Here is a 25,043-nt window from a genome sequence, read left to right as displayed (position 1 = left end):
TGAACCGCCGTATACGGAACCGTACGTACGGTGGTGTGAGAGGACGGCGGATGTGAATCCGCCTCCTACTCGATTCTAGCGATTTGTTTTCTAGCGAATCGCGGTGCAGCTCGTCGGCTGCGGTTTCGCTGTACCTAAAGTAACGCGGAGTTTTCCAATCAAAGATACATACAGTGATCGCTAATACTGCCGCTTCGCTTGTTTGTCTATCGCTTCGCTTTAACTCAGTGATGGTGCGGTATTGCGAGAAATGGTGAACAAAGTGCCATCACGCTGCCGTCAGTTAATCCAAGTTGCGTTGAGTTTTTATTGGCTTGAGTAGGGCACTTGCCGCGGCCTTGAAAATATGGAACTCAAAAATCTACCCCCGGTCACCATATATGTGCGCACCGAAAACTACACAGTTCGCGGCCCACCGCTCTTGCTGTGTTCCTACGGACCGTGGTCTTCCGGCCAAGCCATATAAAAGGTGAATCAAATGACTACACCCGACGACGAAATTACTGGTTACGGTGGCCAACCCAAGACCGGCCCCGATTCCACAACCGGCACCACCGGCTCTAGCTCCACCAGCTCGACAAGCTCGGGAATGGGGTCGAGTGGCAGTCATACATCCAGTGCATCCCAAAACACCGGCTCCGGCACGGCCAGTCATGTCACTGATGACGCGAAAGCGACAGCGCGTCAGGCAGCCGACCAGGTGAAGACGCAGGGTAAATCTCAGTTGGAAGGCTATCGGGAAACCGCAGCTGATGAAATTGAGAAAGTGGCCCAGAGCGCTAAAGCTGCTGCTCAAGAGCTTGAGGGTCAGGACCGTCTTGGACTGTCCAATTATGTCTCCGACATGGCGCAAAGCATGGTGCAGTTCTCTGACAGCCTGCGCGGCAAAAATGTCGATGAGCTCTTCCAGGATGTGAATCGCATGGCGCGAAACAATCCAGCGTTGTTCATTACCGGCAGTATCGCACTTGGCTTCGGGCTGACTCGTTTCGCTCGAGCTTCCAGCAAGCGTGCTTCCCAGGGTGATCACGGCTACCAGGGAAGTTCCAGTTCCGTTACCGGTTCCAGCAGCCATCACAGCTCCGACCAACACGAGCTGAATGATCGCCTGAGTACAGGCGAGTCAGGCTCTATTGGCAGCGTCAGCAATGCAGGTGTTTCGTCTGCAACCAGCACCTCCCGATCCACAACCGGCAGCTCTACGGGGCTGGGAACTGGTTGGGCAACCGGCGTAGGCACAGGCCTGGGCGCTGGTTCCAGCGGGACGGGCACCGGTACGGGTGCCAATACCAGTAGTGGGTTGGGCGTAGGGTCAAATGCTGGTTCCAACAGTACAGGCTCCACGACCAGCCGCGACGGCAAGGGTACCGACGGAGGACTTTTCCCATGAGCGAACCACGTAAGACAACGACCACAACCACGACCTCCAATGCGACTTTGGAGCCTGGCCATCGCCCAGAAAACGACACCTCAGTAGGTGGGCTGCTTCGGCAGCTGACTCATGAAGTGCCGTCCTTGATTACCAAGGAACTGGCGCTTGCAAAAGCAGAAATGAGCGAGTCGATCCGAGCAACCAAGGCGGGTGCTGGCAGCGTCGCTACCGGCGGGGCAGTGCTCCTCGGTGGATTCATCGTTTTATTGATGTCGGCTGTCTTCGCACTGAGCAACGTGGTCGAGCCTTGGCTCGCTGCGCTCATCGTCGGGGCTGTTGTGGTGGTTATCGGGATGATCATGGTTTCGTCCGGCAAGAAGAAGTTTCAGGCTTCCTCGTTTAAGCCGGAGCGCACCATTCATTCGGTCAACAAGGATAAAGAAGCTGTGAAGGGGCACACATCATGAGCACACGTAATCAGATTGATGCCGAAGCGCAGAAGGATCCAGACGAGCTTGAGCGCGAGATTGATCAAACGCGTACCGAGATCGGCAACATTGTCCACGCGCTTGAAAACAAACTGTCTCCCGGCGAGTTGATTGACACCGCCCTGGGCTATGTCAAAGGCGGCGGTGGCGAGTTCTTCGGTAACCTGAGCAATACGGTAAAGGCCAATCCGGTTCCTACCGTCCTGACCTCGATCGGACTGATCTGGATGATGGCAGGGCAGAATCGCCAGCCTCATTCCAATGTGACCACGACGGCCTACAGCACGGGTTCGGACGGTCCTTCCATGGGCGACAAGCTTCACGCCAATACTGCTGGTATGAAGCAACAAGGCGCCAACATGAAGGAGAAGGCCAGCCAGATGAGCCATAGCGTATCCGAGTCGCTGGGCAGTGCCCGGACGCGTGCAAGTGACTCAGGGCGCCAGGCATCGGCTCGAATTCGTGGCGGAGCGGACCGTGCACGCGGTGGATTCAACCAGCTGCTGCAGGAGCAACCCTTGGCCCTCGGTGCGATCGGTATCGCACTTGGTGCTCTGATTGCTGCTGCGGTGCCGCCGTCCCGTCGCGAAGATGAAATGCTCGGTGAGGCCAGCGACCGCATGACCGACCAGCTTCGGCATAAGGCGGAAGAGGGTTACCAGAAAGCCTCGGCCAAAGGCGAGGAAGTCGCGAATCGTGTGAAGCACGAGGTTAACAATAGCGACAGTAATCGCTCGACCGGTTCGACTAGTTCAACCAGCTCGACTGGTACAACTGGTAGTACCTCTACAGGTATCTAACGCAGCGCCACGCTGAATCGAAGTCGTTCGATGACAGCGCTAGTTTCGCCGGTGCGGGCTTGAGTCCGCACCGGCGAAATTCGATAATGCGCCGCTCGGCGCCGGTGTAGCTCAGTAGGTAGAGCAGCGCATTCGTAATGCGAAGGTCGGGGGTTCGACTCCTCTCACCGGCACCAATGAAATCAAGGCTCACAGCGATGTGGGCCTTTTTCATTTTCCGAAGGGCGATCGCGCAGCGCGCTACGTTGGGTGGCTGTTTCAGAGGCTGAAAAAGCGGCTGTTCACCGAGCGCCTATTGGGAAAAGGATAAGACTTCTTGTCCGGAAGCCGGATAATAGCGATCAAATGTATCGCTCTGGTAATCCCGCATGGAAATCAAGGTTAATTTTCTCGACAACCTCAGGCTCGAAGCCAAGTTTGATGATTTCACGGTGGTCGCCGATCAACCGATTCGTTACAAGGGCGATGGTTCGGCACCGGGTCCGTTCGATTATTTTCTCGCTTCATCGGCGCTATGCGCAGCGTACTTCGTGAAGTTGTATTGCCAGACCCGCAGTATTCCGACCGAGAACATTCGATTGTCGCAGAACAATATTGTCGATCCGGATAATCGCTATAACCAGATATTCAAAATTCAGGTCGAGTTGCCTGCGGATATTTCCGATAAGGACCGCCAAGGAATCCTGCGTTCAATCGAGCGCTGTACCGTGAAGAAAGTGGTGCAGACGGGGCCGGAATTCGTCATCGAAGAAGTCGAGAGCCTTGACGCCGACGCTCAGGCGCTGCTGCTACCCGGCACGGGATCAGAAACGAGCACCTATATTGCCGGCAAAGACCTGCCGCTTGAGCAAACTATCGCCAATATGTCCGGGCTATTGGCTGATCTGGGCATGAAGATCGAAATCGCTTCGTGGCGCAATATCGTTCCGAATGTGTGGTCGCTGCATATTCGTGATGCCCATTCTCCGATGTGTTTTACCAACGGGAAGGGCGCCACGAAAGAAAGTGCGTTAGCGTCGGCGCTTGGCGAATTTATCGAACGACTTAATTGCAACTTCTTTTACAACGACCAGTTCTGGGGTGAGGACATCTCCAATGCAGAATTTGTCCATTACCCCAACGAGCTTTGGTTCAAGCCTGGCCGTAAGGACGCATTGCCAAAAGAAATACTCGATGCGTACTGCCTGGACATCTATAACGCTGACGGCGATCTGCGCGGCTCGCACCTGTACGACACCAACTCTGGCAACGTGGAGCGAGGCATTTGCGCCTTGCCTTTCGTACGCCAATCGGACGGCGAAAAGGTTTATTTCCCATCCAATCTGATCGAGAACCTGTTTCTCAGCAATGGCATGAGTGCCGGCAACACGCTCGCTGAAGCCCAGGTGCAATGCCTGTCGGAAATCTTCGAGCGCGCTGTGAAACGGGAGATTCTTGAAGGGGAAATGGCGCTGCCGGACGTTCCTCAGGACGTGCTGGCTAAATTCTCTGGCATCGTGGCCGGTATTCAGGGACTTGAAGAGCAAGGCTTCCCGGTGCTGGTAAAGGATGCCTCGCTGGGTGGGCAGTTTCCGGTGATGTGCGTGACCTTGATGAACCCGCGAACCGGCGGTGTATTCGCCTCCTTCGGTGCTCACCCCAGTTTCGAAGTCGCACTGGAGCGCAGCCTTACAGAGTTGTTGCAGGGGCGCAGTTTTGAAGGCTTGAACGACTTGCCTCAACCGACCTTTGAAAGCAACGCAGTGACCGAGCCGAACAACTTCGTCGAACATTTCATCGATTCGAGCGGTGTGGTGTCGTGGCGTTTCTTCAGTTCCAAGGCGGACTTCGATTTCGTTGAATGGGACTTCACGGCCGAGGGCGACGACGCCAACGCCAAGGAGGCCGCGACCCTGTTCGGCATCCTCGAGGAGATGGGGAAAGAAGTGTACATGGCGATCTACGAGGACCTCGGCGCAAAGGCCTGCCGCATCCTCGTCCCTGGGTATTCCGAGATCTACCCGGTGGAAGATCTGATCTGGGATAACACCAACAAAGCGCTGCTGTTCCGGGCGGATATTCTGAATCTCCACAGCCTGGACGATGCCGGCCTGGAAGCACTTGTTGAGCGGCTGGAAGAAAGCGAGCTGGATGACTACACCGACATCACGACGCTGATCGGGATCGAGTTCGATGACAACACGGCCTGGGGGCAACTCACGATTCTCGAGCTGAAACTGTTGATCTGTCTTGCTCTGCAGCGCTTCGAAGACGCCAAAGAGCTGGTGGAAGCCTTCCTTCAATTTAACGACAACACCGTCGAGCGTGGCTTGTTTTACCAGGCGGTGAACGCTGTATTGGAAGTGGAGCTGGATGAGGATCTGCAGCTGGATGATTTCGAAATGAACTTCCGCAGGATGTTTGGCGATATTCGGATGGACGCGGTGATCGGCTCGCTTGACGGCAGCGTGCGCTTTTTTGGCTTGACGCCTACCAGCATCAAGCTTGAAGGGCTCGATCGTCACCTGCGGCTGATCGACAGCTACAAGAAGCTCCATACGGCTCGAGGCGGGTCGCTGACCACGGCCCGCTAGTTGCGCTGTTGATCAAGCTGATGGACACAACAAAGCCCGCACTGCTGCGGGCTTTGTTGTTCAGATAACGCAGCTGATCGATCAGCTTGCAGCTACCGCTTCGGGCTTGCGCTGCTGGTTACCGCTCGTCTCACCCCGGGCGGGCGCTGCGTCATAGAGATTGACCATATGATCGAGGTTAGCCCGCACGCGGCCTTTCATGGCTTCAACGACCGCACGTAGTTCGGCCCGTTGGTTATCGCCGAAGACGTTGATCAGGTTGGTGCCGATCTGGCTGATCTGCGGGACTTCCGCAAAGCCACACGACTGCTTCGGCACCCAGGTTTCCAGAAAGCTCGACAGCTTGATCACGCGCTGCGGCAGCAATGCGATTTGCGGAACAGCATAGGCAAGCGCGGTGATCGCGCCGTGCAGGCTGGTGCCGCAATAGAGCTTGCTGGTGGCAATGCAGTGGATGATGTCATTGATGTTCCCGCTATCGACACGGTACGCGCGCTCGTCGCCGAGCAGGCTGTGCAGCTTGTCGAGAGGATCGTCATCCGAGTGGCCTGGCGCTTTGCCGATGGTCAGCAGTGCGATTTTGAGCCCGGTATTGACGTTGAGTTCGGTCAGTTGCTGAGCGATCGCCTCGATGCGCCGCTTGGCGTGATGATCGGAAATATGGAAGACGATATGGCCGGGCTCGGCCGAGTCGACCTGCTGCGGGTAAATGTCGGATATGAGGATGGCGCTGTCCGGTACCAGGTTGTGCTCGACTCCGAGCTTGTCCAGCTCGGCCGATGTTTCCCGGTCACGCACGGACACATAGGTGCAGTCCTTGAGGTTGCGCTTGATGGCGTCATGGATCAGCGGCTTCTTCCGGCTGATCTCGTTGCCACCCACGCTGTTGTACATCACCTTGTAGCCGGGCAGGTCGCGCTCACCCAGGACCAGTGGAATGTCAGAAGGAATCGAGGTGAACAGACGGCTCAGGCGAATGAACGCCTTGTGGCCCATCAGATAGGGGCTGGCCTTGATCGGGTAGTAGATCGCCTGCGGCGCGAGGTAGCCGATGATGCTTTCCCATTGCGCTGTGAGGCACTCGCCGCCCGCCACGATGAGCATCGTTTTCGGCTGCTGTCGGGTGGCCTCCAGCGCTTTTTTCAGCGGAACGGTGGGCAATGCCCCGTAGCTCGAGAGATTGGATTTCTTGGTCGCGGCAACTATCACCGAAAAGCGACCATCCGCTTCCAGGTAGCGCTTGAGGACGATTGCGAAGAGCAGATCGCCATAGTTGTGCCGGTCATAGGCTCCGTAAGCGATTACGTTTATCCGGTCAGTCATGGCGTCGGACTCCTTTCGATATTCTTGAACTGCACGTAGAGCAGAGTGTTTTTGATCGCCAGCGCCACGGCGGTTGCGAAGCAGGCGCCGTTGACGCCGTAGCGCGGGATGAGGATCAGATTGAGCGCTACGTTGATCACGCAGGCCGCAATGTTGTTGTGAAGGTATCGGCGGTGATTGCCCGTCATGGTCATGAAGATGCCCAGAGGGCCGGCGGCCAGGACAAAGAAGTAGCCGACAGCAAGGACCAACAATGGATAGATACCTTGCTCGCGGTATTCGGGGCCGAACACGGCAAGGATGTATTCGCGTAGCAGGCCGATGGCGAGCAGGATCATCAGTGCCAGCGCCAGCATGAAACGCGAATATTTGCGAACAATGGCGAATGCACCGGCGCGGTCGTCTCGTGCCCAGCGCTTGGAGATGTCCGGGGCGATGGTGCCGTTGATGATGAACAGCAGTGTGGTCGAGAGCGCTGCAATCTTGGCGGCGATGTAATAGATGCTGACTTCGCTGGCCGAGCGCAGCACGCCGAGCAACAACGTGTCGGACAGCTCGATGATGCTGTTCATGACGGCGATCAGCATCAGCGGTATGCAGAGAATGAGCATGGTTCGCCAGCCCAGCGGAGCCTCGGATCCTGACGGGGGCAGGCTGGTGCGGGCGCGCCAGATCGACCCGAGAATGGCCAGCGTGAAACTGAACGCGAAGCAGCCCACGACCGTCGTCAGGTCATTGCCGGTGATCGCCACCAGTAGAAGCGTCAGTGCAGGCTGAAACGCCGTCTGCCAGAACAGGCCTTCGCTGGTTTTGTGCTTGGCCTTCAAGGTTTCGCTGGCGATGCTCAGCAGTGACAGGCCAAGCGCAGTGACTGCGAACAGAACTGCCGCATGAACGAAATAGGCTTGTGTGGTCTCGGAGAAATACACCACTGCCAGGCCTATCAGGAACGCCGGAATGTTCATCAGCGCTGCGAGTATCAGTGCACGGTCGAAATAGCTGCGCTGCTGGCCTTCGTGTAAGGATGAAATGTTCTTCAGGCAAGCGATGTCGAGGCCAAGTCGTGCGAGCAGCGACAGAAAGATGCCCAGGGCCACGCAAAAGAACACGGTACCGGCAAGCTCCGGCACGAGAAACCGCGCCAACAGAATATTCAGGCCGAGCGTAGCGCCGGCGCCGCTGCCTTTGGTCACTATGAGTCGAGCGTATTTGACGAGGTCGGCTTTCATTCCAGGCTGGGCTGCGTCCGTGGCATAGGCCGATTTCATTCAGTGCTCCTGCAGCCGCTGATCGCGACAAAAGCCATGGCTGGCGTCCGGGTTGCTGCTCCTGCCAAGCCAAACGCGCGGATTAAGCGATTTGTACCTGGCAGCTGTGCGTGCGCTTTCAGTCAGCGTTGGACCAAATTGGCGACTCCATCAAGAGCGTTGCGAACGGAGAAAGTTCCTCCGCCACGCCTCAGTCGTGCTTAAGCCGGTGGGGCGCGTCCGGTGCGAGCGGGCACTACATTGCGTCGCCCGTCACGTGGGCCGAACTCTTGCAGGCGGGGGTCGTCCCACGATTAACGGCTTCGGCTTTAATCACAGTGAACGGGGGAATGGCGATGCTGGATTTGCGTGGTATAGGCAGCTTCGAGCTGCTGAAACGCACCTTCAAGGAGTTCAGCAACGACGACATGACTACCTATGCGTCGGCCTTGGCGTACCGTGCCATCTTCTCGTTGTTTCCGTTTCTGCTGTTTCTGATCGCCCTGCTGGGTCTGCTAGATCTGCAAGAGTTTTTCACCTGGCTCCGTCAGCAGGCGTCGCTGGTGTTACCGCCCGACGCCCTTAGCCTCGTCAACCCTGTCATTGACGAGATGCAGGAGGAAAAAGGTGGCTTCCTCTCCTTCGGTATTCTCGTGGCGTTGTGGTCGGCCTCAATCGGGGTGCGCTCGTTGATGAACGCAATGAACAAGGCCTATGACGTCGAGGAAGGGCGGCCAACCTGGAAGCTGATCCTCCTCTCGGTCGTGTACACCATCGGCCTGGCGCTGATTCTGCTGGCTACCGCGGCATTGATGATTGTCGGCCCACAAGTCATCGAGTGGTTGGCCGATCAGGTTGGCCTGAAGGACATCGTGGTCACCCTCTGGACATGGCTGCGCTGGCCCGTTGTGGTGGTGCTGATGATGCTGGTGCTGGCGGTGATCTATTACGTCACGCCCGATGTCGAACAGGAGTTCCGCTTCATCACTCCAGGTTCGGTACTAGCTGTGATTGTCTGGATTGCCGCCTCCATAGCCTTTGGCTTGTATGTACAGAACTTCGGTAACTACGACGCGACCTACGGCAGTATCGGGGCGGTCATCGTGCTGTTGCTGTACTTCTACATATCGGCAGCGGTGCTGCTCTTCGGTGCCGAGATGAATGCCGTAATCGAACATGCCTCCGCAGAGGGTAAATCTGAGGGCGACAAGCGTGTCGACGGCTAGCGGCGGATAACGCCGGTGCGCCGGCGAACAACTGTCAGGGGCGGTGGTCCATTGATTTCATTGCAGAATCTTTCGAGCGGTGGTCTCGCTGTACACCGTCAAGGAGCGGCAGATTACGGCTGACGGGCCCTGCTCCGAAGGTTCTGCATCGAGACCTAATGGAGATGCTCCACCTTGCACATTGCCGACATGACCATGTTCTACGCCCCCGCCAGTGGCGGTGTGCGTACTTATCTCGAGGCCAAGCACCGCCGGCTGCAGCAGTATGCGGGCGTCCGCCACAGCATCCTCGTGCCGGGTGAGCGCTATAGCCACAATGCCGGCATCTATCAGATACCTGCGCCCGCACTGCCTTTTGGCAGGGGCTATCGGTTTCCTGTACGGCGAGCTCCCTGGCGGAATCAATTGCGCTCCCTTCGTCCCGACGTGATCGAAGTCGGGGACCCTTATATGACTGCCTGGGCGGCTCTGGACGCCGGGCGACGCCTGGACGTGCCGGTGATCGGCTTCTACCACTCGGATCTTCCGTTATTAGTGAGTAACCGCATCGGCGGGTGGCTGGGCACCAACATGAATGGCTATGTGTCGCGGCTGTACAGCAGCTTCGACCGGGTGCTGGCGCCAAGCCAGGTAATGGCGCAAAAGCTGACGTCGCTCGGGGTCGAGAACGTCTATGTGCAACCATTGGGCGTGGATCTGGACACCTTTCGGCCAAGCCTGCGCGATCCGCAAGTGCGCCGCGAACTGGGCGTTGCTGACGATACTCGGTTGATGATCTTTGCTGGGCGCGGGTCGCGCGAAAAGAACCTCGACGTTCTGCTGGAGACCGCACGCCGGCTGGGTGACCCCTATCACCTGCTGCTGGTCGGTTCCGGCATGCCCCATCGTGTGCCATCTAACGTGTCGGTGATCGATCGTTTTTGCCCGGCGGCGGACGTGGCGCGCTACATGGCCAGCAGTGACGTGCTGCTGCACGCCGGAAATCAGGAGACTTTCGGTCTGGTGGCGCTCGAAGCCATGGCCAGTGGGATACCGGTGATTGCGGCACGCGCCGGCGCACTACCAGAACTGGTGCCCTTCCATACCGGTCGGTTATGTCGCCCTTTGGACGCTCCAGCGATGGCGCAGACCGTCCGGGAGTTATTCGAGGACGACCCACGTCTGCTGGGGATGCAGGCCCGTCAGCATGTCGAGGCGCATCACGCATGGGATGCGGTGGTAGCCGGATTGCTGGCGCATTATCACGCCGTGTTGGGCACCGCTGAACTGCCGGTTGCCGTGCATGGCTGAGCGCAGCCTGATGCTGGTGCTGCATGACGTGGCGCCCGAGACCTGGCCCGATTACCGGCCCTTCGTCGAAGCGGTCGACGCGCTGGGTCAGATACCGATCTGCTGGCTTGTCGTGCCGGATTTTCACCGTCGCAACCGGCTCGACGATCATGTTGATTTTCGACGCCTGCTGGACGGGCGGCTGGCCCGTGGCGATGAGCTCATCCTGCATGGTTTCTACCACGCAGATGAAGCCCCCTCGCCACGCACGCCACGAGACTGGTTTATGCGCCGCGTCTTAACCCATGAAGGCGAGTTCTACCCGCTCAGTCGCGAGGAGTCCGCCAGGCGTTTGCAGCGCGGTATTGAGCTGTTTCAGCGCCACCAGTGGCCCCTTCATGGTTTCGTGGCACCTGCCTGGTTGTTGGGGCCGGGTGCTCGGCAAGCCTTGGCGGCAACCGGGCTGACCTATACCAGCGACCCAGGTCACTTCTACTTGTTGCCCGACTATCGAACCGTTGACGCGCCGGGGGTGGTCTGGAGCGCTCGAAGCGCTTGGCGCCGCGGCATGTCGCGGCTGATCAGCGAGCAGATGCTCAAGCGGCACCAGCAATCGCCGGTGTTGCGGCTCGGGTTGCATCCGGTGGACATGCGGCATGGGTTCTCGCGGCAATACTGGCTGGACCTGCTGACTCGGCTTTTGGCGGACGGACGCAAGCCGGTGACAAAGATTGACTGGCTTGATCGACACATACTGGCCTCGAGCGCCGCGGCATGAATCGCCGCTGGTGGTTGCTCGCTGGCGCTTTAGTGGTGGCGGCACTGGTGCCAATTCTGCTCGGCGGCAGCGGTTTGCTTGAGCGGTTGCGCAGCTTTCCGCCGGGGTTGCTGTTGCTGATGCTGGGCATGATCGTTGTTGGCTGGTACTTGAACGCGCTACGGCTGCGGCTGCTTGTCGGCCGTCGACGCCTGGGCCAGCACCGAGCGGTGGGCATCGTGATCGCCACGGAATTTGCCATCTGTGCCACGCCCGGCGGCGCGGGTGGCCCGTTGACCATGATGGCGCTGCTGCTGCGCCATGGCGTTCCGCCCGCCAAGGGCACCGCCACCTATGCCGTTGAGCAGCTCACCGACCTGCTGTTTTTTGCCTGTGCGCTGGTGGGTGTGCTCATCTATGCGGTCACCCATTCGCTGAATACCTATATCGCCAGTCTATTGGGCGTCAGTGCGGCGTTGCTGATCGGCCTGATGGTGCTGCTGGCGTTGCTCGGGCGCTTTCACCGGCAGGTGTTCCTGCTCAATGGCTGGTTGATCAGCCGGCTCGGTGTGAAGGGCGCTCGACAGCGCAGCTGGGCCAAAAAGGCGCTGAGTTTTCGCAATGCCGTGCTTGAGTGTTTCAGATTGCCCCTGTCGATCCTGCTAAGCGTATTCGTCCTGACGACTTTGCATTGGTTGCTGCGCTATAGCGTGCTTTATCTCACCTTGCTGGGCCTGGGCAAATCCCTGGCCTGGGCCTGGACGTTTATCGTGCAGATGTTGGCCTTGACGGCTGGGCAGTTGAGCCTGCTACCGGGCGGTGCGGGCAGCGCCGAACTCGCTTCCGCAGCCTTGCTTGCGCCGTTCGTGGGGAAGTCGACGGCCGCGGCGGCGATCCTGATCTGGCGATTTGTGACCTACTACTTCTATCTGATCGCTGGCGCGCCGCTGTTTCTGTATTTATGGCCGACTTTTCGCTGGACCAAAAGCCGGAATTTGTCATGACCTTCCTGAGCCAGTGCGTTAGGGAGGGCTGCCGTCCAGAGCCTGCGCAGCTGAACCTCAGTTGCAGCCAGCGAGAGCTTCGGTTATCAGTTCTGGAGTGTCTTGCGCACCCATGGATTGCGCAGCGGTCAGGGCCGTAACGCCGTTTATGTCTGCGCGTCTCGGGTCTGCGCCGTGCGCCAGCAGCAGCTCGACAATCTCGGCACGATTGAACATGGCGGCCATCATCAGTGCGGTCTTGCCGTCGGGTGTCGCGCTTTCGACGTCGGCGCCGTGGTCTAGCAGCAGGCGGGTCATCTCCAGGTTGCCCTTGAAGGCGGCGCCGGCCAGCGGGCTCTGGCCCTTGTCATTGCGTAGCTGGGGATCGCCACCGTTTTCCAGCAGCACGCGGGAGGCGTCCAGATGGCCGTGGTAGCTGGTGAGCATCAACAGGCTGTCGCCGTTGTGGTTGCGAATGTTGGCCGGCAAGCCGCGACCGAGCAGATCAGCCAGACGCTGAGCGTCGCCGGTACGGGCGCTTTCGAAAACCTGTTCGGCGAACGCCAGTGCGGCCTCGTCCAGTTCGGGCTTGGGGCTCGGTTGTTCCGTCATCTTGATCTCCTCGGCTTTATGGTTTTGGCGCAGCGGCGCGGGACGCGTCATTTCGCAAGCGATTGGCCGGTGCGGGAGGGCTGCGTTTCTATCCGACCGACAGGCTGCGCAAATGTGCGGAACGGGCCGAAAGCTGCACGGCCACAATGGCTATGGCAGTATCTGCGGCCCATCCGCCGGTAGCGCTGCAATGAAACCTGAAGACCTGGAACGCCTGGTGACCCAGACGATGCCGTACGGCAAATACAAGGGACGGCTGATTGCGGATCTGCCGGGCAATTACCTGAACTGGTTCGCCCGGGTCGGTTTTCCGCCCGGGGATCTCGGCCAGCTGTTAGCGCTGATGCAGGAGATCGACCACAACGGCCTGTCCGGCTTGCTCGAGCCGCTGCGCCGGCGCTGAGTCAGTCTTCGCTTTCTGCTTGCAGGGCCGCAAGTGCTGGGGCTGCATAGATGCCCACCTCCACCGCCAGCGCCATGACTCGCTCGATATCGCAGGTGTAGACGAGCACCGCTTGCAGTTCGTCGTCCAGTGGCTCGCTGAAATCCACCAGCACATAGCCGCCTTTTTCCGGGTAGAGACTGCTGAGTTGGGTCTGGATACGGTTGAGTGCCTTGAGCGGCTCGGTTTTCGCCAGCTGCTTTGACTTGAGCACGAAATTCACATCTGGCCCAAATGACCCGACGATCTGTTCGAACAAAGCCTGATAATCGTCGGCCTGGAACAATACGGTGTCCGGCAGGCTGCCGACGATCATCCATTCGCCCAGCGGAATGGGGAAATCATCGTCGTAGATGATGTCCGGGTTCGCCTGCAGAAAGGCCTGGGGATCGGCATAGGCCTGAGCCGCTTCGTCGGCGAGCCGGTTGATCTCGTCTTCGCTCATGCAGCCTGAGCTGGTCAGACGTATCAGTTCGGCGAGTGGCTCTTTCATCGGGGCGCAGTCCTGGAATGAGGGCGTGCAAGGATACCCGAAAGCCTGGAGCCAGCGGGCCACGGTGGACATTGCCGCTGTGTGGCAACCCTCGCTGCACATCGTCAACCTTTGTCTGCTTTTACGCGCTGAGCTGCAGATTCTGTTCGGTTTTCGTGCACAATAGCCGCCATATAAACAGACGCGGCATGAACGATCGCATCGGCGCTGGCCGGCTTCGCTCCTGTTCCGGCGCCCGACTATGATCAGCCAATATTCGAGAGGAACGACTGTGCATAACGTCGTCATCAGCGGTACCGGCCTTTACACCCCTGCCCAGAGCATTTCCAACGACGAGCTGGTTGAGTCTTTCAACACCTACTCGCGCCGTTTCAACGATGAGAACGCCGCGGCAATCGAAGCGGGTGAAGTACAGCCGATGCCGGAATCCAGCTCTGCCTTCATCGAGAAGGCGTCGGGCATCAAGAGCCGCTTCGTCACTGACAAGGCCGGCATCCTCGATGCGGATCGCATGGTTCCGCGCATTCCCGAGCGCAGCAACGACGAGTGGTCCATCCTCTGCGAGATGTCGGTCAAGGCCGCCCAGCAGGCGCTTGAGCGCGCAGGCAAAACCGCAGCCGACATTGATGGTGTGATCGTTGCCTGTTCCAACCTGCAGCGCGCCTATCCGGCCGTGGCCATCGAAGTGCAGGCTGCACTCGGTATCAAGGGGTTCGGCTTCGACATGAACGTGGCCTGTTCTTCGGCAACCTTCGGTATCCAGAATGCCGCCAACTCGGTTCAGCTGGGGCAGGCGCGCGCGGTGCTGATGGTCAACCCGGAGATCTGCACCGGGCACATGAACTTCCGTGACCGGGACAGCCATTTCATCTTCGGCGACGCCTGCACGGCCGTTATCGTCGAGCGCGCCGATCAAGCCACTTCGCAATATCAGTGGGACGTTGTCAGCACCAAGCTGGCGACCGAATACTCCAACAACATCCGCAACAACTTCGGCTTCCTCAACCGCACTGCCGAGGAATACATGACCAACCCGGACAAGCTGTTCGTTCAGGAAGGGCGCAAGGTATTCAAGGAAGTCTGCCCGATGGTGGCTGAGCTGATCGGTGAGCACCTGAAGGAAAATGAAATCGAGGTCGGCGAGGTCAAGCGCTTCTGGCTGCACCAGGCCAACCTCAACATGAACCACCTGATTGTGCGCAAGCTGCTTGGCCGCGACGCCAGCCCGGAAGAGGCGCCCGTCATCCTTGATACCTACGCCAATACCAGTTCGGCGGGTTCGGTAATTGCCTTTCACAAGCATCAGGATGACCTGCCGGCTGGCACCCTTGGCGTGCTCAGCTCGTTTGGTGCGGGCTACTCCATCGGTAGCGTGATCCTGCGCAAGCGCTGATTCACGCTAACCCCTGAAGCAAAAGGCGGACTTCGGTCCGCCTTTTTTGTACCTGCCACTTGATGGAGGGATGAGCAACCGTAGTCTCGATAAGCGGCGATAAGAACGGCGTTTTTAAGTTCCCGTTGTCATAAAACCTTTATGGAACAGCCACCTGGATGACACACGTGCTGGCCAAGATGCCGGCAACACAAAGAGCCACTAGCTGTGTGTTTTCCAACGCTAAACCAAAAGGGGAATTTTCGATGATCCGTAAGCACTTCGCCGGTTTCGCCGCCAGCGCCCTCGCTCTGGCCGTTTCCGCCCAGGCTTTCGCCGGTACCGTTACCACCGATGGCGCCGATATCATGATCAAGACCAAGGGTGGTCTGGAAGTAGGAACGACGGACAAGGAGTTCTCTTTCAAGATCAACGGTCGTCTGCAAGCCGATGCCGACAGCTTCGATGGTTTCTACACCCAAAACGGTGAGCGTGCTGACGAGACCTATTTCCGCCGGGCACGTATCGAGATATCGGGTGTGGCCTTTACCGACTGGGGATATACGTTCAACCGCAACTTCGGCGACAGCTCGAGCAACTGGAATGAACTGGCGATCCACTACAACGGTTGGAAGCCCGTCCAACTATCGATAGGCCGCATCAAGCCGACTTTCGGTCTGGAAGAAGCGGTCAGTTCCAAATGGATCACTGCGATCGAGCGGTCGGCCATGTATGACCTGGCGCCCTGGCTGAATAGCCATGAAGATGGCGAAGGCATCCGACTGCGCGCAACAGCAGGCATGTTCCATGGTGAAGTCGGCGGATACCGCCAGAGCGGAAACGAGGATGAAGATGGCCAGAACAACACCTCTTTCATCGCTCGCGGTGTGGTCGCGCCGATCGTTCAAGATGACCAGGTGCTGCACTTCGGTCTGAATTTCGCTACACGTGAGGTCGAAGCGGGCTTTGAAGAAGAAATCGAATCGCGCCTGTCGATCCGCGGCACCACCGAAGACGGTCCGAATGGTAACCGCGCGTTGTTTGGTGGCGCCGCGCTGGATGGCACTGACCAGGCCTGGGGCCTCGAAGCGGCGTACATGATCGGCCCGTTCTCCGTCCAGGGCGAGTACCTCACCCGCAACGCGGATGGCGACGCTGCCCTGAACGGCAATGACAACGATCTGGAAGCTACCGGCTACAACGTCCAGCTCGCCTACACACTTACCGGTGAGTCACGCAGCTACAAGCTTGATGGCGGCAAGTTCGACAAGATCAAGCCCGAGAACAAGCAACTCGGCGCGTGGGAGGTCTTCTACCGTTACGACAACATCACGGTTGACGAAACGGCCATGTTGCCGGTTGGTGAAGGTGGCGCCGTGCCTGTGGCCGGCTTGACGGTCGACAGTGCCGAGGCCGCCGCGAAGACTCACACCATCGGCGTCAACTGGTATGCCAACGAGGCGGTAAAGATCTCCGCCAACTACCTGAAGACCAGTGTGGATGACGTGGTCAACGCCAATGGCGACGACGACGGCGACGCCATTTCCCTGCGCGCCCAATACGTCTTCTAAGCAACACCGCTACGCTCGCGATGCTCCTTATAAAGCCCCATGTTCTTGGGGCTTTTTTTCGTCCCGGTTACAGGCCAGACTGGCGCGCATGCCTATTCAGACCCTGTCCCGCCTCGCTGATATCGATCCCGCTCGTTGGGATGCATTGCTTGTCGATAACCCTCAGCCGTTTCTAAGGCACGCTTTCCTGTCCGCTTTGGAAGACAGCGGCAGCGTCGGGGGTCGCACCGGTTGGCGTCCGCATCATCAAGTCCTCAGCGATGCGCAGGGTGACGTGATCGCCGCGCTACCGCTGTACGGCAAGACCAACTCCAACGGCGAGTACGTGTTTGATTGGGCCTGGGCCGACGCCTGTCATCGCGCCGGCATCGACTACTACCCCAAGCTGCTCTGCGCGGTGCCGTTCTCGCCAGTGACCGGCGCACGGCTCCTCGGTGATCGCGCGGCGGCGGGGCGGTTGCTTGATCAGCTCATGGCGGAGCTTGACGCGCAGGGACATTCCAGCCTGCACGTGAACTTCACCGAGCCGGACGCCGATGCGGTTTTCCAGAACCGTGATGGCTGGCTTGAGCGCATCGGTTGCCAGTTTCACTGGCACAACCGCGGCTACCGCGACTTTCAGGATTTCCTGGACGGCCTCACTTCGCGCAAGCGCAAGCAGCTGCGCAAGGAGCGCGAGCAGGTGGCGGGGCAGGGGATCGAGTTCGAGTGGCGCGAAGGTCACCAGGTCAGCGAACAGGAGTGGGATTTCGTCTATGCCTGTTACGCCAATACCTATCATGTGCGCGGCCAGGCACCGTATCTGACTCGCAGCTTCTTCAGCCTGCTGGCAGAGCGGATGCCCGAGGCGATCCGCGTGGTGCTTGCCTGCCAGAGCGGCCGGCCGGTGGCCATGGCGTTTAGCCTGATCAGCGCTGGCGAGCTGTATGGTCGCTATTGGGGCAGCCTTGCGGACTTCGACCGCCTGCATTTCGAAACCTGTTTTTACCAGGGGATCGATCAGGCGATTGCCGCCGGTCTGTCACGCTTCGATGCCGGAGCACAGGGCGAGCACAAGCTGATACGCGGCTTCGAGCCGGTGATCACGCGTTCCTGGCACTACCTGGAGCATCCGGGGCTGCGTGCTGCGGTCAGCGAGTTCCTTCAGCAGGAGCGGCTGGGCGTGATGCGCTATGCCGAGACAGCGCGCGATGCGCTGCCGTATCGGCAGGAATAATCTATCTGGTCTTCGACGCGGCGCTGACCCCTTCCAGGGTCGAGAAGGATGTGTCCTTGGCGGTCAAAAGGAAATCGCGCATGAACGGCGAGTCCAGCATGTCTGCGCGGATGCCCGCATAAAGGGTGGCAAATAAGCCTTTTTCACCCAGGCGTTTGGCCGTGACATAGCCGCGCGCGGTGTATTCATGCAATGCCCAGTTCGGCACGCAGCATACGCCGCGACCGGAGGCCACCAGCTGCATCATCATCACGGTGAGTTCGGACGTCCGCACCTGCGCCGGTTCGACATCGGCCGGCTCCAGAAAGCGGGTGAAGATGTCCAGACGATCCCGTTCCACCGGATAGGTGATCAGGGTTTCGCTGGCCAGGTCTTCGGCGCGCACGAACGGGCGGGGCGCGAGCCCGTGCTGATTGGCGACGGCGAGCAGCGCTTCGTAGGTGAACAGCGGCACATAGGTGATGCCCGGCAGGTCTACTGGATCGGACGTCACCACCAGATCCAGATCACCTCGTGCCAACGCCGGAAGCGGCGCGAAGGAAAACCCCGAGGCCAGGTCCAGCTCGACCTCCGGCCAGGCATCGCGGAACTGGTCGATGGTTGGCATCAGCCACTGGAAGCAGCTGTGGCATTCGATTGCCATGTGCAGGCGTCCTGCGGTGCCGCCAGCAAGCCGGGCCAGGTCCCGCTCGGCACTGCGCAGCTGCGGCAGCAAGCTGTCGGCCAGCTGCAACAGACGCAACCCGGCGCTGGTGAAACGCACCGGCCGCGTCTTACGGACAAACAGCTGCAAACCCAACCGTTCCTCCAGTTCCTTGAACTGATGGGACAGGGCCGACTGGGTCAGATGCAGCCGCTCGGCGGCCTCTACCAAACTGTCGGTTTCGCGCAGTGCATGAAGGGTCTTCAGGTGGCGGATTTCCAGCATGCTGGGGTCTTCCTGCTGTTTCGTTGGCGAGCCGGGGTTTTAACTAGGTGCTGAGGACGGGTGACTTGAGCCGTTCTCATCGTGGCGGCGAAGTGTGTCCCAGCGCGCCGACCCTTGTCGAGCCGGCACGTCAATAGTTGGCGTTTGAAGGGTGCGCACGAATGAGTGTGCAAAGCGGCGTCGCTATCAAACCCATCTCAAGTTCCTTTCGTTGATATTCAGGATGCCGCGACGTACCGAATGCCGAGGGCCGGTCTGTACGCCTGAAAAGAGCCGCACTAGCAAGGAACATGAAAATATCTACTGATGATCACGAGATGCGTGAGTTTGTTTCATCGCTGTCCGGACATCACAATCCGCTCATCGAAAACGAACGAACTGGAGATCGTCATGGCTGTTGCGCATTCCCTGGGCTTCCCACGTATTGGTGCCGACCGAGAATTGAAGAAGGCGCTTGAAGCGTATTGGAAGGGTGATCTCAGCGAGGCCGAGCTGCGCCAGGTCGGCAGGGAATTGCGCGCCGCCCATTGGCAGCTGCAGGCCAATGCCGGCATCGAACTGCTACCGGCTGGCGATTTTGCCTGGTACGACCAGGTTCTGACGCACTCACTGATGTTTGGCGTTGTGCCTGAGCGCTTTCGTCCTGCCGATGGCCAGCCTACCTTGGATACCTTGTTCGCCATGGCGCGGGGCGTTACCCACGCATGCTGCGGTGGTGGCCAGGCGCAGGAGATGACCAAATGGTTCGATACCAACTATCACTATCTGGTCCCTGAATTCAGCGTCGATCAGACCTTCCAGTTGTCCTGGGAACAGCTGTTCGAAGAAGTCGAAGAGGCCAAAGCGCTGGGGCATGCGGTCAAGCCGGTGCTGATTGGGCCGCTGACGTATCTCTGGCTGGGCAAGGCCAAGGGTGAGGCGTTCGACAAGCTGGCGCTGCTCGAACGCCTGCTTCCAGTCTATGGAGAAGTGCTGGAGCGACTCGCAGCTCTGGGTGTCGAGTGGGTGCAGATCGACGAACCGATCCTGGTGCTTGACTTGCCTCAGGACTGGAAGAACGCCTTCGAACGAGCCTACAACCAGTTGCAGCGCGCGCCGTTGAAGAAGCTGGTCGCGACCTATTTTGGTGGGCTGGAGGACAACCTCGGCTTGGCCGCAGCGTTGCCGGTTGATGGCCTGCATATCGATCTGGTGCGGGCACCGGACCAGTACCCGGTCATTCTGGATCGACTGCCCGCCTACAAAATCCTGTCTCTCGGCCTGGTCAATGGACGAAACGTATGGCGTTGCGATCTGAATAAAGCCTTGAACGTGCTCCGCCACGCTGCAGAACGGCTGGGTGAGCGGCTCTGGGTCGCGCCGTCCTGCTCGCTGCTGCACGCGCCGGTGGACCTTGCGCGCGAAGACCAACTGGACGCCGAACTGAAGAGCTGGCTGGCATTCGCCGTGCAGAAATGTGCCGAGGTCGCGGTGCTGGCGCGTGCGGTCAATCAGCCTGATGACGCCCTGGTACAGTCAGCGCTGCAGCAAAGCCGCGAGGTGCAGGCGAGCCGCGCACTGTCCAGCCGGATCCATAAACCCGAGGTACAAGCGCGGTTGGCCGCGATCAAGCCCAGACACAGCCAGCGGCAGTCAGGCTTTGAAAGCCGTATCGAAAAGCAGCGCGCCCGGCTGAATCTGCCGGCATTCCCCACGACCACCATTGGCTCGTTCCCGCAAACTCCGGCGATCCGCTTGGCGCGTCAGGCCTTCAAGCAGGGCAAGCTGGCGCTGACCGACTACACCGAGGCGATGCATGCCGAGATTCGCCACGCGGTCGCCGTCCAGGAGCAATTGGGACTGGACGTGCTGGTGCATGGCGAGGCCGAGCGCAACGACATGGTCGAGTACTTCGCCGAGCAACTGGATGGCTATGCCTTCACCCGTTTCGGCTGGGTGCAGAGCTACGGCTCGCGCTGTGTGAAACCAGCCGTGATCTACGGCGACCTGAGCCGCCCGACAGCGATGACGGTGGAATGGATTCGCTACGCTCAGCAGCAGACCAGCAAGGTCATGAAAGGCATGCTGACAGGCCCGGTGACCATGCTGATGTGGTCCTTCACTCGCGAGGATCTCACCCGCGAGCAGCAGGCCCGGCAACTGGCGCTGGCGATCCGTGACGAGGTCTGTGACCTGGAAGCGGCGGGCATCAAGATCGTCCAGATTGACGAAGCGGCTTTTCGCGAAGGCTTGCCGTTGCGCCGTTCCCAATGGGGGCACTACCTGGACTGGGCAGTCGATGCGTTCCGCCTGTGCGCCAGTGGAGTACGTGACGAAACCCAGATTCACACTCACATGTGCTACAGCGAGTTCAACGATGTGATCGAGGCGATCGCCGCCATGGACGCCGACGTCATCACCATCGAGACCTCGCGCTCGCAAATGGAGTTGCTGGAAGCATTTCGCGCCTTCGACTACCCCAACGACATCGGTCCCGGCGTGTACGACATCCACTCGCCACGGGTGCCAGACACAGCAGAGATGGTGCAACTGCTGCAGAAGGCCAGCGAGCGAATCCCGGCAGAGCGGCTCTGGGTCAACCCCGACTGCGGCCTGAAAACCCGCGGATGGGCGGAAACCGAAGCGGCGCTGGTCAACATGGTCGCGGCGGCTCGCCAGTTGCGGACCGCGAACCGGGCCAAGGTGGCCTGACCGGCTGGTTTGAGGGTAGATCCGGTCGGCCTAACGGCCGGTAGGTGCTGCAGTAGCTTCGGCCCGCACGCTGTGCGGGCCGTTGGCTTTTGGCTAATGTAGTGGCCTTTTCTCGACGAATCCTTTCGCCATGGCGCCCGCTATCGATCTGCTGAAAAAGGCCAAGGCCGAGCACCGCATCCACAGTTACGAACATGACCCGAAATCGGCATCCTACGGCCTCGAGGCCGCGGAGAAGCTCGGTCTCGAGGCGGCGAGAGTGTTCAAGACGCTGCTCGCGTGCAGCGAAAAGAACGAGCTTCTTGTCGCTGTCGTGCCGGTTGCCGGCTCGCTTGATCTCAAGGCGCTGGCGCAGGCCGCCAAGGTCAAGAAGGTCGACATGGCCGATCCTATGGCAGCGCAACGTGCGACCGGCTATCTGGTGGGTGGTATCAGCCCGCTGGGCCAGAAGAAGCGGCTACGCACCTTCATCGACGTTTCAGCGCAAGCACAATCGAGCATCTATGTCAGCGCCGGACGGCGAGGGTTAGAGGTGGAGTTGGCGGCTGATGTGTTGGCCGAGCACACCGCAGGCAGCTTCGCACCGGTCGGAAGGGGCTGAGAGGCCGGGCCGCAACGATCAGAGAGGCGGAAGAATCTCACCGAGATCAGTGGAGTTGATGCCCGGAACGTGGATCTCGTTGTTGACCAGTTGCTGGCCTTCCATCTGCGGCTGGGTTACCCAGGTCAGAATGTCGTAGTAGCGGCGGATGTTGGCTACGAAATGCACCGGCTCGCCACCGCGCGCGTATCCATAGCGCGTCTTGGTGTACCACTGTTTCTGCGCCAGCCTAGGCAGCATCTGTTTCACGTCGAGCCACTTGTTAGGGTCCAGACCTTCGCTTTCGGCCAGTTTGCGCGCATCTTCCAGATGACCGCCGCCGACGTTGTAAGCCGCCAGCGCGAACCAGGTGCGGTCCGGCTCCTTGATGCTGTCAGGCAGATTGGCATGAACCCGGGCGATGTATTTGCCACCGCCCTGGATGCTTTGAACCGGGTCGAGCCGATTGTTTACACCCATGGCCTTGGCCGTGTTGAGCGTTAGCATCATCAAGCCGCGTACGCCGGTTTTCGAGGTGGCTTCGGGCTGCCAGTGAGACTCCTGATAACCGATGGCGGCGAGCAGACGCCAGTCAACGCCATGCTCCTTGGCGGTTTCGCGGAATACTTTTTCATAGCGGGGCAGACGTTGTTGCAGGTGCTTGGCAAAGGCATAGGCGCCAACGTAGCCGAGCACGTCGACGTGACCGTAATAGCGTTCACGCAGGCGCTGCAGGGTTCCGTTCTCCTGCGCCTGGGTGAGAAACTGGTTGGCTGCTTCAAGCACGCTGTTGTCTTCGCCCTTGCCAATGATCCAAGCCAGGCTGCTTTGCTCGCCAAGATCGAAAGCCGCTCGGGCATTGGTGAAGTACACCTGATTCAGTGCCAGTTCATTGGACTCGACCAGCGTCAGGTCCACCTGGCCCTCATCGACCATGCGCAGCAGGTCGACCACTTCCACAGCATCCGATTCTTCGTAGCGCAGATCGGGGAGTTCGCTCTGCAAAGCCTTGAGCTTTTCCGCCTGACTGCTGCCCTTGAGCACCAGAATACGTTTGCCAACCAGGTCTTCGGGTTGGGTCGGACGACGCTGCCCTCGGCGATAGACCACCTGAGTGGTGACGTCCAGGTAGGGTTGGGTGAAGCGCGCCAGGTCCTTGCGCCCTTCGCTAGCCACCAGACCGGCGGCGGCCAGTGTCGGGCCGCCAGGGCGGTTCAGGCGAGTGAAGATGTCTTCGATGCTGTCGGCGGTTTCGATCTGCAGTTTGACGCCGAGATGGCTGGCAAAGCGCTTGACCAGCTCATACTCGAAACCGGCTTCGCCGTTGCGATCCTGGAAATAGGTGGACGGGCTGTTGCGGGTGATCACGCGCAGTACACCTTCCTCCTTTATTCGCTCAAGCGCGCTGGGCGGTTCAGCGCAGCTGCTGAGCATCAGGAAGAGTCCGGCCGCCAGCAACCAGGAGGCGCAGCGTTTGCGGAATGCAGTGTGGGCAAACATCGTCGCAGTATACGCAAAGGCGAACCGCCACCATATCTCGACAGGATCGACGGACTTTGCTAGGCGAAGCGACACTTCTCGAAGCTAGCGGCTTGGCTGCTGGTCGCACGCATACGCAAACTGTGTCGGAACATTGCTGCAGCGTTCAAACGCGATGAAGTCGAGACGACAAGCGGTGCGCTTGCGGATGTTCGTTTCGCTAGAGCGGCCTTGTCCTGACGGGTTTTGCGCAGGAGAATCCAACCGTCTTTTCAAGAGCCTGCTGCATGAGCACCGCTGCTATCAAACCCTGGTTCGTCTATCTGGTACGCGCCGCCAACGGCTCGCTCTATTGCGGGATAAGTGACGACGCACAGCGCCGCTTCGCGGCTCATCAGGGTGGGCGAGGAGCGCGGTTCTTTCACTCCAGCCCCGCGGTGGCGCTGGTCTATGTCGAAAGGCTTGGCAGCAAGGGCGATGCACTTCGGCGTGAGCGCGCCATCAAACAAATGAAGAAACCCGCCAAAGAGGCACTGGTCTCTGCTCAGTCCGGTAGCGATCCGGTGAATGTCCAGGCAATCAGCTGAACGGGTAGGCTGCCTCCGTTGGCGCGAGTAAGCTGCCGGTCTACCTAACGACTGGCGGAGCCTGCAATGCACGAAGTGATCCTGCACCACTATCCAACCTCGCCTTTTGCCGAAAAAGCGCGACTGATGCTGGGTTTCAAGCAGCTTTCCTGGCGCTCGGTGCAAATTCCTCCGGTGATGCCAAAACCGGATCTGACCGCGCTGACAGGTGGCTATCGGCGGACGCCGGTGCTGCAGATTGGCGCTGACATCTATTGCGACACCGCATTGATTGCACGTCGTCTGGAAGCCGAGAAAGCTACACCTGCGCTGTTTCCGGAAGGACAGGAGTTCGTCGCGGCTACGCTGGCCCAGTGGGCTGACTCGGTGCTATTTCTGCATGCCGTGAGCCTGGTGTTCCAGCCCGAGTCGATGGCGATGCGTTTCGCTCAAGTGCCCAAGGCGTTCATCGAGGTGTTCAGCAAGGACCGCGCTGCGTTGTTCAGCAGCGGCTCGGCGGCTCGGGTTCCACTGGAGCAGGCGAAGAACCATTGGCCGGTCCTGATGGCGCGCCTGCAACAGCAACTGGCGCGTGGTAACGGAGAGTTTCTGCTTGGCAGCGCACCCTGCGTGGCTGATTTCTCCGTCGCCCATTGCCTCTGGTTCCTCAAGGGCACACCGGTGACGGCGCCGCTGATTGACGCCTATCCGGACGTAGCAGCCTGGCTGGGTAAAGTGCTGGCCGTGGGGCATGGCTCGCTGTCCGAGCTGTCAGCCGAGGACGCCGTCGCTATCGCCCGCGAGGCAACGCCGGCCGATCTTCCGGATGAGCCATTCTCTGAACCCAACGGGTTCGAAGCAGGCCAGGCCGTGACCATCTCCGCAGTGGACTACGGCACCGATCCGGTCGAGGGTGAGCTGGTCTTCGCTGGCGTGGAAGAGTTGATTCTGCGACGTGAGGATGAGCGTGCTGGCGTCGTGCATGTGCACTTCCCGCGTATGGGTTATCGCATCGACGCGCGTTGATGTATCGGGCCCGCGCACATGCGTTGCGC

The 25,043-nt window shown here is 59.5% G+C and carries 22 protein-coding genes and 1 tRNA gene; 17 read left to right on the top strand and 6 right to left on the bottom strand.

Going from position 1 to position 25,043, the window contains the following annotated elements; translation table 11 throughout:
• The first annotated feature begins 478 nt into the window (after positions 1 to 478).
• The 5 genes from ACSSNI_RS13720 (at position 479) to ACSSNI_RS13700 (ending at position 5,233) form a co-directional block, all read left to right on the top strand.
• The gene (locus ACSSNI_RS13720; RefSeq protein ID WP_200638894.1) at positions 479 to 1,390 is read left to right on the top strand and encodes a hypothetical protein; all 912 of its coding nucleotides are present in this window, start codon (positions 479 to 481) and stop codon (positions 1,388 to 1,390) included.
• Positions 1,387 to 1,839, top strand: a complete 453-nt coding sequence (locus ACSSNI_RS13715) for a phage holin family protein (RefSeq protein WP_102835865.1) — start codon at positions 1,387 to 1,389, stop codon at positions 1,837 to 1,839. Before ACSSNI_RS13720 ends, ACSSNI_RS13715 begins: the two co-directional genes overlap by 4 nt.
• Positions 1,836 to 2,660, top strand: a complete 825-nt coding sequence (locus ACSSNI_RS13710; protein WP_200638896.1) for a DUF3618 domain-containing protein — start codon at positions 1,836 to 1,838, stop codon at positions 2,658 to 2,660. The genes ACSSNI_RS13715 and ACSSNI_RS13710 overlap by 4 nt, the downstream gene beginning before the upstream one ends.
• A gap of 100 nt (positions 2,661 to 2,760) precedes the next feature.
• Positions 2,761 to 2,836: transfer RNA gene (locus ACSSNI_RS13705), tRNA-Thr, on the top strand.
• Between the two features lie 192 nt (positions 2,837 to 3,028).
• The gene (locus ACSSNI_RS13700) at positions 3,029 to 5,233 is read left to right on the top strand and encodes an OsmC domain/YcaO domain-containing protein (RefSeq protein ID WP_102835867.1); all 2,205 of its coding nucleotides are present in this window, start codon (positions 3,029 to 3,031) and stop codon (positions 5,231 to 5,233) included.
• 81 nt (positions 5,234 to 5,314) lie between these two features.
• On the opposite strand, the gene ACSSNI_RS13695 is transcribed toward ACSSNI_RS13700, so the two are convergent.
• Together ACSSNI_RS13695 and ACSSNI_RS13690 are read right to left on the bottom strand one after the other, a co-directional pair.
• Positions 5,315 to 6,556: a polysaccharide pyruvyl transferase family protein gene (locus ACSSNI_RS13695; protein ID WP_200638928.1), complete on the bottom strand. Its 1,242-nt coding sequence runs from the start codon at positions 6,554 to 6,556 to the stop codon at positions 5,315 to 5,317.
• Positions 6,553 to 7,824, bottom strand: a complete 1,272-nt coding sequence (locus ACSSNI_RS13690; protein ID WP_200638929.1) for an oligosaccharide flippase family protein — start codon at positions 7,822 to 7,824, stop codon at positions 6,553 to 6,555. Before ACSSNI_RS13690 ends, ACSSNI_RS13695 begins: the two co-directional genes overlap by 4 nt.
• A 329-nt stretch (positions 7,825 to 8,153) precedes the next feature.
• Here ACSSNI_RS13690 and ACSSNI_RS13685 point away from each other — a divergent pair, with 329 nt between their 5' ends.
• From ACSSNI_RS13685 to ACSSNI_RS13670, 4 genes are all read left to right on the top strand, one after another.
• The gene (locus ACSSNI_RS13685; protein WP_200638930.1) at positions 8,154 to 9,029 is read left to right on the top strand and encodes a YihY/virulence factor BrkB family protein; all 876 of its coding nucleotides are present in this window, start codon (positions 8,154 to 8,156) and stop codon (positions 9,027 to 9,029) included.
• A gap of 174 nt (positions 9,030 to 9,203) precedes the next feature.
• Entirely contained in the window at positions 9,204 to 10,319 is a 1,116-nt protein-coding gene (locus ACSSNI_RS13680; RefSeq protein ID WP_200638932.1) for a glycosyltransferase family 4 protein, read from the top strand.
• The gene (locus tag ACSSNI_RS13675) at positions 10,312 to 11,076 is read left to right on the top strand and encodes a DUF2334 domain-containing protein (RefSeq protein WP_200638934.1); all 765 of its coding nucleotides are present in this window, start codon (positions 10,312 to 10,314) and stop codon (positions 11,074 to 11,076) included. Before ACSSNI_RS13680 ends, ACSSNI_RS13675 begins: the two co-directional genes overlap by 8 nt.
• Positions 11,073 to 12,059, top strand: a complete 987-nt coding sequence (locus ACSSNI_RS13670; RefSeq protein WP_200638935.1) for a lysylphosphatidylglycerol synthase transmembrane domain-containing protein — start codon at positions 11,073 to 11,075, stop codon at positions 12,057 to 12,059. Before ACSSNI_RS13675 ends, ACSSNI_RS13670 begins: the two co-directional genes overlap by 4 nt.
• A 57-nt stretch (positions 12,060 to 12,116) precedes the next feature.
• On the opposite strand, the gene ACSSNI_RS13665 is transcribed toward ACSSNI_RS13670, so the two are convergent.
• Positions 12,117 to 12,650 carry an ankyrin repeat domain-containing protein gene (locus ACSSNI_RS13665; protein ID WP_200638937.1) on the bottom strand — a complete coding sequence of 178 codons (534 nt, stop codon included), beginning with the start codon at positions 12,648 to 12,650 and terminating at the stop codon, positions 12,117 to 12,119.
• Between the two features lie 190 nt (positions 12,651 to 12,840).
• Here ACSSNI_RS13665 and ACSSNI_RS13660 point away from each other — a divergent pair, with 190 nt between their 5' ends.
• Entirely contained in the window at positions 12,841 to 13,053 is a 213-nt protein-coding gene (locus ACSSNI_RS13660) for a DUF3820 family protein (RefSeq protein WP_102835996.1), read from the top strand.
• Position 13,054: 1 nt separating this feature from the next.
• Here ACSSNI_RS13660 and ACSSNI_RS13655 read toward each other — a convergent pair whose 3' ends face one another.
• Positions 13,055 to 13,585: a hypothetical protein gene (locus tag ACSSNI_RS13655; RefSeq protein ID WP_200638938.1), complete on the bottom strand. Its 531-nt coding sequence runs from the start codon at positions 13,583 to 13,585 to the stop codon at positions 13,055 to 13,057.
• Between the two features lie 271 nt (positions 13,586 to 13,856).
• Between ACSSNI_RS13655 and ACSSNI_RS13650 the strand changes: the two genes are divergently transcribed.
• The 3 genes from ACSSNI_RS13650 (at position 13,857) to ACSSNI_RS13640 (ending at position 17,744) form a co-directional block, all read left to right on the top strand.
• The gene (locus tag ACSSNI_RS13650; RefSeq protein WP_102835875.1) at positions 13,857 to 14,978 is read left to right on the top strand and encodes a beta-ketoacyl-ACP synthase III; all 1,122 of its coding nucleotides are present in this window, start codon (positions 13,857 to 13,859) and stop codon (positions 14,976 to 14,978) included.
• Between the two features lie 245 nt (positions 14,979 to 15,223).
• Positions 15,224 to 16,528, top strand: a complete 1,305-nt coding sequence (locus ACSSNI_RS13645; RefSeq protein WP_200638939.1) for an OprO/OprP family phosphate-selective porin — start codon at positions 15,224 to 15,226, stop codon at positions 16,526 to 16,528.
• An 88-nt stretch (positions 16,529 to 16,616) separates the two neighbouring features.
• Complete coding sequence (locus ACSSNI_RS13640; RefSeq protein WP_200638944.1) at positions 16,617 to 17,744, top strand: GNAT family N-acetyltransferase; 1,128 nt, start codon at positions 16,617 to 16,619, stop codon at positions 17,742 to 17,744.
• A gap of 1 nt (position 17,745) precedes the next feature.
• On the opposite strand, the gene metR is transcribed toward ACSSNI_RS13640, so the two are convergent.
• Positions 17,746 to 18,672, bottom strand: a complete 927-nt coding sequence (gene metR / locus ACSSNI_RS13635; protein ID WP_200638946.1) for a transcriptional regulator MetR — start codon at positions 18,670 to 18,672, stop codon at positions 17,746 to 17,748.
• A gap of 390 nt (positions 18,673 to 19,062) precedes the next feature.
• On the opposite strand from metR, the gene metE reads away from it, so the two are divergent.
• Together metE and ybaK are read left to right on the top strand one after the other, a co-directional pair.
• On the top strand, positions 19,063 to 21,363 hold the full coding sequence (gene metE / locus ACSSNI_RS13630) for a 5-methyltetrahydropteroyltriglutamate--homocysteine S-methyltransferase (protein ID WP_200638948.1): 2,301 nt from the start codon (positions 19,063 to 19,065) through the stop codon (positions 21,361 to 21,363).
• Positions 21,364 to 21,493: 130 nt separating this feature from the next.
• On the top strand, positions 21,494 to 21,964 hold the full coding sequence (ybaK, locus tag ACSSNI_RS13625) for a Cys-tRNA(Pro) deacylase (protein ID WP_448259479.1): 471 nt from the start codon (positions 21,494 to 21,496) through the stop codon (positions 21,962 to 21,964).
• A gap of 18 nt (positions 21,965 to 21,982) precedes the next feature.
• Here the strand turns inward: ybaK and mltF are convergent, their stop codons facing one another.
• Positions 21,983 to 23,443, bottom strand: coding sequence for a membrane-bound lytic murein transglycosylase MltF (gene mltF / locus ACSSNI_RS13620; RefSeq protein ID WP_200638959.1), 1,461 nt, complete (start codon positions 23,441 to 23,443; stop codon positions 21,983 to 21,985).
• Positions 23,444 to 23,709: 266 nt separating this feature from the next.
• Between mltF and ACSSNI_RS13615 the strand changes: the two genes are divergently transcribed.
• Both ACSSNI_RS13615 and ACSSNI_RS13610 read left to right on the top strand, forming a co-directional pair.
• Entirely contained in the window at positions 23,710 to 24,009 is a 300-nt protein-coding gene (locus tag ACSSNI_RS13615) for a GIY-YIG nuclease family protein (protein WP_148926517.1), read from the top strand.
• Positions 24,010 to 24,075: 66 nt separating this feature from the next.
• Positions 24,076 to 25,014 (top strand): glutathione S-transferase family protein, encoded by a 939-nt coding sequence (locus tag ACSSNI_RS13610; RefSeq protein WP_148926516.1) that lies wholly within the window; start codon positions 24,076 to 24,078, stop codon positions 25,012 to 25,014.
• Positions 25,015 to 25,043: the final 29 nt, after the last annotated feature.

The organism is Stutzerimonas tianxiuensis (assembly GCF_053470365.1).
Note: the sequence above shows the minus strand (reverse complement) of the source record. Positions and strands in the feature narration are given on the sequence as shown.

Bases quoted from the DNA above. Each gene is read 5' to 3' on its own strand.
- ACSSNI_RS13720 (WP_200638894.1), top strand. From the start codon at position 479: ATGACTACACCCGACGACGAAATTACTGGTTACGGTGGCCAACCCAAG.
- ACSSNI_RS13655 (WP_200638938.1), bottom strand. From the start codon at position 13,585: ATGAAAGAGCCACTCGCCGAACTGATACGTCTGACCAGCTCAGGCTGC.
- metR (WP_200638946.1), bottom strand. From the start codon at position 18,672: ATGCTGGAAATCCGCCACCTGAAGACCCTTCATGCACTGCGCGAAACC.
- ACSSNI_RS13665 (WP_200638937.1), bottom strand. From the start codon at position 12,650: ATGACGGAACAACCGAGCCCCAAGCCCGAACTGGACGAGGCCGCACTG.
- ACSSNI_RS13695 (WP_200638928.1), bottom strand. From the start codon at position 6,556: ATGACTGACCGGATAAACGTAATCGCTTACGGAGCCTATGACCGGCAC.
- mltF (WP_200638959.1), bottom strand. From the start codon at position 23,443: ATGTTTGCCCACACTGCATTCCGCAAACGCTGCGCCTCCTGGTTGCTG.
- ACSSNI_RS13700 (WP_102835867.1), top strand. From the start codon at position 3,029: ATGGAAATCAAGGTTAATTTTCTCGACAACCTCAGGCTCGAAGCCAAG.
- ACSSNI_RS13610 (WP_148926516.1), top strand. From the start codon at position 24,076: ATGCACGAAGTGATCCTGCACCACTATCCAACCTCGCCTTTTGCCGAA.
- ACSSNI_RS13660 (WP_102835996.1), top strand. From the start codon at position 12,841: ATGAAACCTGAAGACCTGGAACGCCTGGTGACCCAGACGATGCCGTAC.
- ACSSNI_RS13715 (WP_102835865.1), top strand. From the start codon at position 1,387: ATGAGCGAACCACGTAAGACAACGACCACAACCACGACCTCCAATGCG.
- metE (WP_200638948.1), top strand. From the start codon at position 19,063: ATGGCTGTTGCGCATTCCCTGGGCTTCCCACGTATTGGTGCCGACCGA.
- ACSSNI_RS13690 (WP_200638929.1), bottom strand. From the start codon at position 7,824: ATGAAATCGGCCTATGCCACGGACGCAGCCCAGCCTGGAATGAAAGCC.
- ACSSNI_RS13710 (WP_200638896.1), top strand. From the start codon at position 1,836: ATGAGCACACGTAATCAGATTGATGCCGAAGCGCAGAAGGATCCAGAC.
- ybaK (WP_448259479.1), top strand. From the start codon at position 21,494: ATGGCGCCCGCTATCGATCTGCTGAAAAAGGCCAAGGCCGAGCACCGC.
- ACSSNI_RS13640 (WP_200638944.1), top strand. From the start codon at position 16,617: ATGCCTATTCAGACCCTGTCCCGCCTCGCTGATATCGATCCCGCTCGT.
- ACSSNI_RS13645 (WP_200638939.1), top strand. From the start codon at position 15,224: ATGATCCGTAAGCACTTCGCCGGTTTCGCCGCCAGCGCCCTCGCTCTG.
- ACSSNI_RS13615 (WP_148926517.1), top strand. From the start codon at position 23,710: ATGAGCACCGCTGCTATCAAACCCTGGTTCGTCTATCTGGTACGCGCC.
- ACSSNI_RS13670 (WP_200638935.1), top strand. From the start codon at position 11,073: ATGAATCGCCGCTGGTGGTTGCTCGCTGGCGCTTTAGTGGTGGCGGCA.
- ACSSNI_RS13675 (WP_200638934.1), top strand. From the start codon at position 10,312: ATGGCTGAGCGCAGCCTGATGCTGGTGCTGCATGACGTGGCGCCCGAG.
- ACSSNI_RS13685 (WP_200638930.1), top strand. From the start codon at position 8,154: ATGGCGATGCTGGATTTGCGTGGTATAGGCAGCTTCGAGCTGCTGAAA.